This is a genomic window from Lentilactobacillus kosonis (genome assembly GCF_003864335.1).
Lineage (GTDB): Bacteria > Bacillota > Bacilli > Lactobacillales > Lactobacillaceae > Lentilactobacillus > Lentilactobacillus kosonis.
On record NZ_BEXA01000007.1, the window covers coordinates 40,790 to 53,887 of the forward strand.

General features: G+C 37.0%; 6 protein-coding genes, 1 tRNA gene and 6 pseudogenes. 1 reads left to right on the forward strand and 12 read right to left on the reverse strand.

The features are described from left to right. Positions 1-15 precede the first annotated feature (15 nt). From rsmA to trpS, 11 genes and pseudogenes are all read right to left on the reverse strand, one after another. Positions 16-907: pseudogene (rsmA, locus tag NBRC111893_RS09545) on the reverse strand (16S rRNA (adenine(1518)-N(6)/adenine(1519)-N(6))-dimethyltransferase RsmA). Beyond that, on the reverse strand, positions 904-1,452 hold the full coding sequence (gene rnmV, locus NBRC111893_RS09550) for a ribonuclease M5 (RefSeq protein ID WP_125008903.1): 549 nt from the start codon (positions 1,450-1,452) through the stop codon (positions 904-906). Before rnmV ends, rsmA begins: the two are co-directional and overlap by 4 nt. Next, positions 1,440-2,241: pseudogene (locus NBRC111893_RS09555) on the reverse strand (TatD family hydrolase). The gene rnmV and the pseudogene NBRC111893_RS09555 overlap by 13 nt, the downstream one beginning before the upstream one ends. A gap of 51 nt (positions 2,242-2,292) precedes the next feature. Beyond that, entirely contained in the window at positions 2,293-4,320 is a 2,028-nt protein-coding gene (metG, locus tag NBRC111893_RS09560) for a methionine--tRNA ligase (protein WP_125008904.1), read from the reverse strand. An 82-nt stretch (positions 4,321-4,402) separates the two neighbouring features. Next, the gene (locus tag NBRC111893_RS12225) at positions 4,403-4,951 is read right to left on the reverse strand and encodes a DUF72 domain-containing protein (protein ID WP_369689740.1); all 549 of its coding nucleotides are present in this window, start codon (positions 4,949-4,951) and stop codon (positions 4,403-4,405) included. A 14-nt stretch (positions 4,952-4,965) separates the two neighbouring features. Beyond that, entirely contained in the window at positions 4,966-5,250 is a 285-nt protein-coding gene (locus tag NBRC111893_RS12230) for a DUF72 domain-containing protein (protein WP_369689741.1), read from the reverse strand. Positions 5,251-5,267: 17 nt separating this feature from the next. Beyond that, positions 5,268-5,984, reverse strand: a complete 717-nt coding sequence (locus NBRC111893_RS09570) for an NAD-dependent protein deacylase (protein ID WP_125008905.1) — start codon at positions 5,982-5,984, stop codon at positions 5,268-5,270. A gap of 16 nt (positions 5,985-6,000) precedes the next feature. Further along, positions 6,001-6,971 (reverse strand): annotated as a pseudogene (locus tag NBRC111893_RS09575) (IpaB/EvcA family protein). Beyond that, positions 6,964-8,177 (reverse strand): annotated as a pseudogene (locus tag NBRC111893_RS12235) (hydroxymethylglutaryl-CoA reductase, degradative). The pseudogenes NBRC111893_RS09575 and NBRC111893_RS12235 overlap by 8 nt, the downstream one beginning before the upstream one ends. Positions 8,178-8,296: 119 nt before the next feature. Beyond that, positions 8,297-9,224, reverse strand: a pseudogene (locus NBRC111893_RS09585) (Ppx/GppA phosphatase family protein). Positions 9,225-9,239: 15 nt separating this feature from the next. Next, positions 9,240-10,256: a tryptophan--tRNA ligase gene (gene trpS / locus NBRC111893_RS09590; protein WP_125008906.1), complete on the reverse strand. Its 1,017-nt coding sequence runs from the start codon at positions 10,254-10,256 to the stop codon at positions 9,240-9,242. A 328-nt stretch (positions 10,257-10,584) separates the two neighbouring features. Between trpS and helD the strand changes: the two are divergent. Further along, positions 10,585-12,896 (forward strand): annotated as a pseudogene (gene helD / locus NBRC111893_RS09595) (RNA polymerase recycling motor HelD). A gap of 80 nt (positions 12,897-12,976) precedes the next feature. Here helD and NBRC111893_RS09600 read toward each other — a convergent pair. Continuing rightward, positions 12,977-13,049, reverse strand: a tRNA-Thr gene (locus NBRC111893_RS09600). Between the last annotated feature and the right edge of the window lie 49 nt (positions 13,050-13,098).

The following is a 13,098-nucleotide window of genomic DNA, read 5'->3' on the forward strand; positions in this document are numbered from 1 at the left end:
ATCATAAATCGCAATTTAGTCAATTAAACCATTATCATTGCAGCGATTACATAACTCAACAAATTGTTCAACGGTTAGCTCTTCAGGTCGTGAGTTATCACTTAAGCCCATTTCATTAGTGACTTTTTGATGTTTTCTTTAATTTCAGGTGATTTACCAAAACACCTTGTAAGTTATTGTATAGACTCTTTCGACGATGCATGAAACATCCTCTGACAAATCCTTGGAACTTTTTCAAATCAAATGGTTGCATGCCAGTTTGTTTCTTAGCAGTGATTTTAATAATTGCAGAGTCAACTTTAGGACTTGGAATGAACGACTCCTTGTTAACTAAAAATGCTACTTCGACATCTTTTTGTTGCTGCATAATTACTGATAATGATCCATATGCCTTAGTACTTGGCTTAGCAGTTAGTCTTTCAGCAACTTCTTTTTGCATCATAACCACAATTGAATCAATCCGATTATCGTTTCTTAATAAATCCATGATAATTGGCGTGGTGATGTAATAAGGCAAGTTAGCGACAACCTTAACTTGCTTATCCTCACCAAATTCTTCATCAATCACTTTAGGTAAATTAGCCTTTAAAATATCCTGATTAATAATCTTGATATTTGAATAATCATGAAGCGTATCATATAAAACTGGCAGCAAGTTATCATCAATTTCAAACGCCACCACTTTACCAGCGTTCTTTGCCAGTTGTTCAGTTAACGCTCCAATTCCCGGCCCAATCTCAACAACCGCGTCATCTTCGGTAATTTCAGCCGTGGTTACAATGCGCCTTAACACATCAATATCAACTAAGAAATTTTGGCCTAAGCCCTTCTTCGCAAATAGTCGGTACTGATTTAGGATAGCCATGGTTCTGGTTTCAGTCCCAATTTCTAGAAAATCACTCATTATTTTTCTTCCTCAATTTCTTTCATTGCTTGAATAAAATCTGCTCTCGAAATTTGAAACATTGCCAATCGATGGCGCAATTGCTTGGCATTCACATAGCCAATATTCAAATATTCAGATAATCGCCGACGCCGTTGCTTAGCACCTTCACCACCCATTAAGCCAAACCGTAGTAAATCCTCCACAGAGATTGTTTCAACCGGATTATCATCAACGGTATAAACATGGGCTAAAGCCTCTCTAATCGCTTCTGGTGAAGCATGTTCCACTCCCAACGATCCAGTAGATCGTTCCGGAACCGCTTGGCTCTTCTTAATAAACGCATGCTTAGCTTCAGGGACAGCTTCAGACACAATTTTCCGGATTTTTTCACCAGAAAAATCTGGGTCAGTAAAGATGATAATTCCCCGCGTTTCAGCCACCTTTTCAATTAACTGTAAAGTGGCTTCATCAATTGCAGACCCTCTAGTTTCGATTGTGTCTGCGTTCACCGCGGCGTTAATTCGCTTAGTATCATCTTTGCCTTCAACAACGATTACTTCTTTAATTTTTTTATTTCATTTATTTCACTTATCCCAAATAATCTTAAAGTATTTTCGTAGGTATGTTGGGCCACAATATCTGGATCAATATCTAATATTCTAGCAATTGCTTCAACCGTGTACAACGTATAAGCAGGTTCATTTTGTTTTCCACGAAATGGTTCAGGTGCTAAATAAGGCGCATCCGTTTCAACTAGCATTTTATCCAATGGTGTTTGCCGAACCGAATCATGAACTTCGTGAGTTTTCTTAAAACTAGCAACACCACTATAAGATACTAACATTCCTAAATCTAAAAATTTTTGTAACCATTCTGGATCACCATTAAAACTATGCATCACCCCTGAAATTTCACTTACGCCAACTTCTTTTTAAAATTTCATACGTATCTTCAAAGGCATCTCGGTTATGAATCGAAACTGGTAAATGATATTCCTTGGCAATTTCCAATTGCCGTTTAAATACTGCCTTTTGAATTGATCTAGGTGCATTGGTTTGATAGTAATCCAAACCAATTTCTCCAATTGCAATCACTTTAGGATTGGTAAGCTGGTCAATTAACCATTGTTCCTGGTCTTCCTTAAAGTAAATTGAATCTTCTGGATGCCAGCCAATAATTGCATACATATCTGGATGCTGTTCGGCAAGTTCAATTGATCGCTCGTTTAGCTTCTGATTAGAACCAACGTTGGCGATTTTTTTTACCCCTAATTTTTGAGCATGATTGAAATAGCTCGTAACATCTTTATACAACATGTCATCATTTAAATGGGTATGTGAATCAAATATTTTCATATTATCCCTCAATTATTGAAAAAGCCGCTTTCTTATGAAGGCGGCTTTCTCTTATTCTAAAGTTGAGCCATTTGGTAAATGCTCAGGCACGATAACCAATTCAACGTCACCATTATCATGTTCAACTGATAGTAGCATTCCTTGGCTAACTTCACCTTTCATCTTTCGTGGCTTTAAGTTAGCAACAATAATTACTTTTTTACCAACCAATTTATTGAAGTCAGGATACCATTGAGCAATTCCTGATAGAATTTGGCGATCACCATCGTCACCAGCATCAAGTCTGAATTGCAATAATTTATCAGCACCCTCAACCTTTTGGACACTCTTAACTTGGGCAACTTTTAACTCAATTTTTTCAAAAGCATCAAATCTAACTTCTTTTTTATCAGAAGCTAGTTCGGTTTCATTTGGATCAAAATTATTTTCAGCAGCCTCTTTCATTGCAGCACGTCCTTTGGCCTTATCTGATTTAGTCATTTGTTCCTTAATAAAGGCAACTTCTTCCTCAGTGTCTAATCTAGGGAAAATTGGTTGTCCTTTTTCAGCAACTTTTATCCCGCTTTGTAGATCGGTAAAGGCTAAGTTAGTTAAATCAATTTCATCATGAATGCCAAGTTGGGCAAAAATTTCCTTAGGAGCATGAGTCATTACCGGACTTACTAATTCAGCAATAACTCTTAATGATGCAACCAAATGTGCCATGACTGAATCTAACTGTTCCTTCTTAGCTTCATCTCTGGCTAAAACCCATGGTTCAGTTTGATCAATATACTTGTTGGATGCCGCAACTAGCTTCCATACCTCACTAAGCGCATCAGAGAAGTGCAGTTCATTCATAAGTGACTTAAAGTTAGTCACAACCTCATTACTAGTAGCTTCTAACTCATTATCGAAGTCAGTAATCCCACTGTTGAGTTCAGGAACGATGCCGTCATCATATTTATTTACCATTGAAACAGTCCGATTTAATAAATTACCTAAATCGTTGGCAAGATCATAGTTAACGCGGTCAACAAAATCTTCTGGAGTAAAGATTCCGTCATTCCCATAAGGCATTGCTTTAAGTAGATAATAACGTACTGCATCTAAGCCATAGCGTTCAACCAACGTTTCAGGATAGATTACGTTACCTTTAGATTTAGACATTTTACCATTCTTCATCAATAACCAACCATGACCAAATACTTGCTTAGGTAATGGTAATCCTAATGCGTGTAAAATGATTGGCCAATAAATGGTATGGAATCTAACGATTTCCTTACCCACCATATGGACGTCAGCTGGCCAGTACTTATCAAAATTAGTTTGATTATTAGAACCATATCCCAGGGCCGTAATATAATTAGAAAGTGCATCGATCCACACATAGACCACATGCTTAGGATCAGACTTAACTGGAACTCCCCAGTTAAAAGTTGTTCGACTAACTGCAAGATCTTCTAGTCCAGGTTCAATAAAGTTCTTAACCATTTCATTCATCCGTGATTCAGGTTGAATGAAAGTTGGATGTTCACGATAGTATTGTAATAACCAATCAGCATACTTACTCATCTTAAAGAAGTAAGACTGTTCTTTAACTAATTGGACCTCGTGTCCTGATGGAGCTTTTCCGCCAGTTACTTTACCATTTTCATCCTTATACACTTCAGCAAGTTGGCTTTCGGTGAAGTATTCTTCATCAGAGACAGAATACCAACCTTCATATTCACCAAGATAAATATCACCTTGTTTTAATAAACGATCAAAAATTTCGGCAACGGCTTCTTCATGGTAATCATCAGTTGTTCGAATAAATTGGTCGTTTGAAATTTCCAATGTCTGCCATAATTTTTTGATTTGAGCAGCCATGTCATCAACGTAAGCCTGAGGCGTTGTACTTAATGCCTCAGCCTTTTGTTCGATTTTTAGTCCATGCTCATCAGTTCCCGTCAAAAAGAACACATCAAATCCCATTGCTCGTTTAAACCGGGCCTCCGCATCACAAGCAATAGTTGTGTATGAGTTTCCAATGTGCAATCTACCAGAAGGATAGTAGATTGGCGTTGTTATATAGTATGTTGGCTTACTTTCTGCCATGAAAGTACCTCTTTTCATATCGTTTACTTTTTAATAATTAACCTCAAGTATAGCAAAAAACCGTATATTTGGCGATGTTAAGTCAAAATAAATCCATTTGTAAGGGTGCTAGATTATTATATTCAATATTCAAAATTTGCTTTAGCCTAAGCGCATTTTTTGCAGCATCATGACCAGCATTATTGTTAAAAACCACAATCACTTCTGCCACTTCATTGGCAAGTCGTTTAATCATAGTTGCGATGTCGGTTAGCTCAGTTTCAGAATAATTATACAGCGTCCGCTTAGCTCGCCAATTATTTCCCGGCGTTGTCCAACCTTTTACGTTTCGTCCGTGAAGTCTTAGGAAGGCCAATGAATGATTAGTAACAATTGGTTCAAATGGAACCCCGACGTTTAACGTATGGGGCTCATCAGGTGTTACGAATGTAAACTCAAGCTCTGTTAAATAGTTCTTAACGTCAGTCTTAACATTATCTGCGTACCAAGAATCATCCCTAAATTCAACTGAGACTGCAATTTTTCCCATTAGACTTCTAACTAACCTCAAATACTCAATTGATTCAGTGTTCAACCTAAATGTTGGTGGAAACTGAAATAAGACTGTTTTGAGCTGATTAGCGACAACCAATGGTTTAACTGCCTTTAAATATTCTTGAAAACTGTCTGTCGGTCCTCCTTGTTAACTTGGTCACCTTTAGCTATATCATGAAGTGTCATTAACTGATTAGCTTTAAGAATAAATTGGAAATTATCAGGTGCTTGTTGCTGCCAATGCTCAATTACGGAAACTTTGGGAATTGCATAAAATGGTGTGTCCATTTCCACAATTGGAAAGTGACTGCTGTACTCACTTAATCTGGACTGCTTTTTCCCATCTACTGACAAATCAGGATGATCAGCAAAGGTGGTTAAACCAATATTAATCATAGTTTACCTCCCCTATATCAGTTAACTTGTAAATCATTGAAGAAAGCTGTTGCATCGGTTTTAAGCATCGTAGTTTTAAAGCCAAGATCTAATACCTCTTGGTTAACTACGACAACATTGGCATTCTTGATCCGGTAATCAATTAACCCGGCAAATGGATAAACCTTCATTGAAGTACCAACAATCACTATTAAATCACTTGTTGAAATTGCAGCAATACTTCGACTGATATTTTCACCCGCTAATCCTTCACCATACAAAACAATATTCGGTCTTAAAATACCACCACAGTTTTGATGATGCATGTTATCCAAATATTCGCGGTAATCGACATGTTCTCCACATTTAAGACAGTAAACATCAAATAACGTGCCGTGAAACTCGACTAACCTTTTAGTATCAGCCTTTTGGTATAAACCATCAATATTTTGTGTAATGACCATTGCATCCCGTTGTTTGGTAAATTTTGCTTGCTTTTGATGAATGACATTTGGCTTAGCATCAGGATAATACATATTGTTCATCATAAAATCATAAAACACTTCTGGTTCTTGATTTAAGCAATCAATACTTAGATAGTATTCAGCCGGTTTAGCTGCATGGTGATTATTAGTGTATAAACCGTTTTTTGACCGATAATCTGGAATTCCAGATGGAGTCGATACTCCAGCACCAGTCAAAAACGTAATCTTTTTCGCATTATCAAATAGTTGTTGAACTGTTGATTCAATCATCAAATTCATCCCCAAATTATTCGCGAATAATATATGGCATCTTTAGTTCTTCTAATAATTCCTTAACAGTTTTGTCGTAAGTCTCTTTGAAGAATTCGGCACTATCAACATCACCGTTGAGCTCTTCAATTACAAATGAATTTTGATCATCATTTTTATTGAAGCCCACATATGCTCGTTTGTCAGTATTAGCAATCTTCAACTCTGAATGGAAAATTTCAAATACTTGGCGAACCGATAAACCTAATTGGCGTTCAGACAATACATTACTTACTGTTGTGAATTCAGTGTTGTGAAGTTGAGGTAGTCCCCAGGCCTTTAATTGTTCATCAAATGCCTTGAATAATTTAACAACGTTCCGTCTTAAAGCAAACGGAGAATTAGTTGGTTTCGCTGTAATTACCGCATATAATTTTTTAGCTGCTTCATATGAAATTGGAAAGTCTTGACTAAACTTATCTTCGTGTTCTGCAACCTTGTCACCAAAGAACACCATCGCATCTAGTAAAGTTAACGATCGAAGTGTTTGTTGGTCATCGCCATCTTTAGGTTCTGGCTTGATTGTTTTGTAAATTCCTTTTAAATACATTGATTCAATTTCATCATCAACCAAACCATGTTTACGTTGTTCACTAACCACCACAAAGTGCGAGACGATGTCAAATAGTTCAGTTCCCAGCATCTGTAATTGCTCATCAAGTTTAGTATCTCCCGTAGTTAATGGAAAAAAGACCTGTGGAAAGCCCCGCAAAGTCATCAACACATGAATTAATTCGTGTGATGCCGTGTAATTTGGAGCGCTTAAATCTGATACTTGGATCATTAAATTTTGCCATCCTGAACTGCTTGCGCTTGATCATGACGTACAAACCCTGCTTGCAAGTTCCCAATGAATTGAACGGAAACATCACCATCCCAAAACTGGTTAACTGCATTAATAAGTCCTTGAACTTGATCATTTAATTCAATTTCAACATTATTATCCATGTTTATTATTCTCCTTACGGAAATCATTAATTACTTGTTTAATTGTCTCAGCATCGTGCTTACCGATTTCATTCAATCGATTAACTATTTGACCGACTTCTGCCGGATTAGCGCCATTAGCTAGAACCGCCGATTTTACTGCCAATCCCATATGGCCTTTTTGAATTCCTTCGGTAACCAATGCTTTTAAAGCCGCCAAGTTCTGTGCTAACCCTGTGGCAGCAATTAACATCATCTCTTGATTGCTGTTTGTTACCTGGCTAATCTCCTGATTAATTTTAGCTAACGGAAGGACCCTAGTTGCCCCACCAACAAACCCAATTGGAATCGGAATTGTCATTTCACCAACTAAAGAATCATTATCCACATGCCAAGAAGTCAGTCCTTGGTAACGACCATTCTTGGCAGCGAAACTATGAACTGAACTTTCTAATGCTCGCCAATCATTCCAAGTGCAATTGCTACTGCATCCACACCGTTCATAATGCCTTTATTATGGGTTGTAGCTCTAATTGGATCAATTTCAGCAATATAACTGGCCTCGCTAATTCGCTGAGCAACCACCCTGCCATCTACCTCTGAAGTCGCCAATTTACTAACAGGCACTTGCCCCCTAACCTTGACCAATGCATGCTGCGCATTATTCGTTAGAATAGCCATTAGGGTTTCTGTCTGTGACAGATTGGTCTCTAAATAGCCTTTAATAGCCTCTAGCATTGAGTTAACAATATTGGCTCCCATTGCCTCACCAGCATCAACTACGACGTCTAGCGAAAGATATTGGCTATCTAACCGCCTAGTATTAACCGAAACTACACCTTGGGAATATTTTTTGATTGAAGGATGACTCTGATTAGCAACTTTAATAATTTCAGTCGCATGCTTAGCAATATACTTTTCCACCAATTCAAATTGGCTGCTTTTCAATATTATTTGCCCATCAACTAAATTACTAATTACAGTCGCCAAAATTCCATCATCAGATGACAATAATTTGCTGCCATTACTACAAGCTGCAATAACAGACGGCTCTTCAGTGACCATTGGTACCATATATTCAATTCCATTAACCACTAAGTTAGTGGCAATACCTTCAGGTAGCTGATAATTAGTGAGGTAGTTTTCAATAATATTGGCTAATTTAGAGTCATAGTTATGAGCTATGACTTTCCGAGCACTTTTCGTTTCAGTTATCTGTCCTAACACTAATGCTAATCTTGTTAAATAATCATGCTTATAAAAGCCATCATGCTCCAAACGCAAATCATCACCACCAATAGCGCCAAAAAGCTGGTCAAGATTTCTTGTCCAGCTTTAGCTAATTATCATTTATTATAATGCTTCTCAATGTATTCAGTAATAATTCCCTCCCGAACACCACTTGAGAGAAATATACTTTTTAGTATCAAGGTAATCCATTAATACCACAAGTGGCATCAAGCCACCAACAATAATATCAGCTCGATCTGTTTCCAAACCAGGGATTTGTTGGCGGTGCTTCATATTTCCCCGTAATAGATTCAAAAACGTGCGATTAACTTGCTCATATGATAAATGATACCCATGAATTGCATCAATTCGTGACATATTCTGCCGTTTTCGATTAATTCTAGCAAGTGTTCGATTGGCCCCCCCTAGTAAAACTAGCGGTTGTCTTCTTGATTGGCTAAGCCAATCAACTTGGGCAAATTCTTTTCTAATATGAAATTGAGCGTTAAATAGATTAGAACCTGAAATTCGATCTGCCAAATGAAACCGTTCTGATAAGTTGACTGCGCCAATTGGGATACTAATTAGATTAGTATCTTTTCCTTTCTTTACAGCAACCAGTTCACAACTAGCTCCGCCAATATCTAAAATCAGACAATTTTTGATACCTAATCTATTAACCACTCCCACGTAGTCATAATATGCTTCTTCATCCCCAGAAAGAACTTGGATTTCAATCCCGATTCGTTGCTTGACCCGGTTTAAAAAATCAGCACTATTGATAGCTTGGCGAACTGCGGCTGTTGCGATACCAATTACATTAACATGACTATATTGAGAATAGATATCCTTAAAATCAGCCAATGACGCGATGGTTCTCTTCATTGCAACTTCTTGAAGGATTTTCTTAGTTCCCATGCCTTCAGAAAGTCGACTATCACTCTTGACCCGTTTTATTTCTCGATAGGAGCCATCATTTTGAATTTGGTTAATTGCCATTCTAACGGAATTAGAACCAACATCCAAGATTACAAGGTTTTCCATTGTGAACACCTTCTACTAGTTAAAATAGTTGATTCCAATTGCGTCACGAACTTCTTGAAGAGTTTGATTAGCAACGATATTTGCTTTTTCGCTACCCTTTTTCAAAATATCGTAAACGGCTGCAGGATCTTGTTCATAGACACTGCGCCGTTGTCTGATAGGCTCCAAGACCCCTTGAAGGACCTCGTTTAAATATAATTTAATTTTCACGTCACCTAAACCACCGCGACTGTATTGGTCCTTAAGTTCTTGCACTTTTTGTTTATCTTCATCAAAAATATCAAGATAAGTAAACACTACGTTTCCTTCAACCTGACCAGGATCTTCAATATGAATATGGTTAGGATCAGTATACATTGACATAACCTTTTGTTTAACTGTATCAGCATCATCAGAAATATAAATTGCATTTCCAAGTGACTTACTCATTTTGGCATTTCCGTCTAAACCAGGAATTCTTCCCATTCCTTTTGGTGGGAAATAGCCTTGTGGTTCAACCAAAATATCTTGTTGATAGATCGAGTTGAATGATCTAACAATTTCTCGAGTCTGTTCAAGCATTGGTTCTTGATCATCACCAACGGGAACTGTGTCAGCTTTAAAAGCTGTAATATCAGCAGCCTGACTAATTGGATATGTAAAGAATCCAACTGGAACACTCTTACCAAATTCTTTTTGCCGAATTTCTGACTTAACAGTTGGGTTTCTTTCTAGCCTTGAAACACTAACTAAGTTTGAATAGTGTTCAGTTAGTTCTGATAATGCTGGAATTTGTGATTGAACTAAAATAGTTGATTTTTCAGGATCAATTCCAACTGCTAAATAGTCCATTGCAACTTGAAGCAAACTATTTCTAATTTTTTCTGGATCGCGTGCATTATCCGTTAGAGCTTGCATATCAGCAATCATAATATAGGTATCATACTCACCGGAATTTTGTAATTCAACCCGGTTTCTTAGGGAACCAACATAGTGACCAATGTGTAGCTTGCCTGTTGGACGATCACCTGTTAAAATAACTTTCTTTGCCATTTCATATCCATCCTTTCAAAAACGCCCTATTGACTTGCTCAATAGGACGTTAAACCGTGGTACCACCTAAATTGCGGACTATTAATAGCCGCCACTTCTCAACGATAAGGAGTTACCCATACATTACCTTTTCCATTTCGATTTATCGTGACTACTTTCAGCAACTATAGTCTCTCTGATAGTGACTCATCTACTTAACAAAATATCGCTTTTATTTTACTTATAAATCACCAAAATGTCAAAGTATGCTTGAATTGACAGGCCCATAAAATACATCTAGAATATTCAAAGCATTTAGAATTACGACTTATAGAAAGGACTTGCCCATTTGGAAAATACTGAAAAGAAAATTGAACAACAACGTGTCGATGATGTAGTAAACAAACTCTCAGACAAGATTGATGATACCCAAACAGAGTATGACCGGGCTCATGACGAAACCAAACGGGTTCAACAAAGTTACTCTACCAACACTTCAGTAAACTACTTTGAAGTTGATGACCGAATCGAAACTAGTGCTGAATTACAGCAACAAAGAGGCTTAGTTTCTCGATTAACTGAAAATGAATCAATTTTAAAGGATCAATTAGATACTTATAGACAATTACAAAAATCACCATACTTTGGTCGAATTGATATCACTGAAGATGGTGAAACTACACCAGAAAAATTATATATTGGCACAGCCTCTTTTCAGGATAAAGATGGCGAATTTTTAATATATGACTGGCGTGCGCCAATTTCTAGTATTTATTACAACGGCACATTAGGTGAGGTAACTTATGAGGCACCCATGGGATCTCAAAAAGTTACCCTTAATAAGAAGCGCCAGTTTCAAATTAATGATGGTGAAATTAAAAACATGTTCGATACCAATGAGACAGTTGGAGATGAGCTCCTTCAAAATGCTTTGGGTGAACAAAACGATGAATATATGCAAAACATTGTCGCAACAATTCAACGAGAACAAAACGATATTATCCGTGATACACGTAGTGATTTGTTAGTTGTTCAAGGGGTTGCCGGATCTGGTAAAACTTCAGCAATTCTTCAAAGAATTGCCTTTTTACTGTATCACAGTCGAGATACCTTAGAAGCAGATCAGATTATTTTATTTTCACCTAACCGTCTTTTCAGTCACTACATTTCTGAAGTTCTTCCTAGTTTAGGTGAACGGAATATGCGACAAGTCACTTTTGCCGAATTTATCGAAAATCGTCTCAAGGGCATTAATGTTCAGAGCTTGTTTGAACGATATGAAGTCGATGATACTACAAGTGATACTGATCTAAATATTAGAAGAGAAAAAGAAGCTGGTGAATACATGAATGCCATCACAACATACTGTGATGACTTAACTGCGGACACCATTGCCTTTTCCAATATTAACTTCAATGGCGAAGTCTTCTTTTCTAAGGACGAAATTAAACAAGTATTTAACCAATTTCCGACCGCTCTAAAAACCGCTGATAAGTTCACAAAGACCAAGAATGCATTAATTAAGATTCTAAAGCGAAGAATTGACAAAGAAACCCAAGCTGATTGGGTTAACGAGGAAATCGACGAGATGACTGATGAACGTTATCACAATATTCTTGCTGGCAAACGCCTGAATGATTTCAAGATGAAAGTGCTGAAAGATTCTACATCGCAAAGCAAATCGTTACTAATCGACTTCAGTCAGTATATGACGCGATTTTCAATAACAATTTTGTTGATCCATACGTTCAATACAATAGCTTTATGAAACAATATCATTCACCAGCTAACGCTTCATTGGAAGAATGGAAATCTAAGTTACCTAGCTTTATGAGGCAGATTGAATTTCATCAAGTTGAATTAGATGATGCAGCACCACTTCTATATCTAAGAGACTACATGTGCGGTGGCGGCCAAAATAACACGATGAAGTATCTATTTATTGATGAAATGCAAGATTATTCAGTTGCACAGCTAAAATATTTAAAATATGCTTTTCCGCAAACTAAGTGGACATTACTTGGAGATAGTGAACAAGCGCTATTCAAAGAAGTTGAAACACCAAAGCAACTATTGAATCGTTTAAATTCTTCATTTAAAACTAAGCATTCTCGATTAATTAGTTTACTTAAATCATATCGTTCCACCTATCCAATTACGACGTTTGCTAAATCGATTCTGCCTAATGGTGGTGAAATTGAAGCCTTCCAACGAGAAGGTGAGTTACCAGAACTAATTATTACGGATGACTTAAAAGAATCATATAATCAACTAATTCAATTAGTCATTAAGCAGCAAGCAGAATATGGAACTGTTGCAATCTTAGTTAAAAATGTTGAGGAAGCTAATCAAGTTTACGACCAGCTTCATTCAAAAATTGAGGTTAACTTACTTAAGGATGCTGATCGGACTTTACCAAAGGGTGTGCTTATCATTCCAATCTATTTAGCAAAGGGATTGGAATTTGATTCTGTAATTGCTTGGGATATTTCTGAAAAGAACTACCCCAATCCAAATTACACTGGTACTCTCTATACTATCTTTACAAGAGCAATGCACAGCTTGACGATGATCAGTGTTGGTAAGGTTACCCCAATCATTACTGAAGATTCATTGACCAACAGTGAGATCAAAATTGATCATACAATTAATCATGAATAAAAAAAGTGACCTATGATGGGTCGCTTTTTTTATTTATTTTTCACTTAAATCAATTAAGATAAACATTAGCTTACTATTTAAGCCGTTTCCGGGATTTGAACCCGGGACCTTTTCCTTACCATGGAAATGCTCTACCTTCTGAGCTAAAACGGCAATCTTAATTTTATATGAATTAATACTGAACATCAAGAGAACAAAAAAA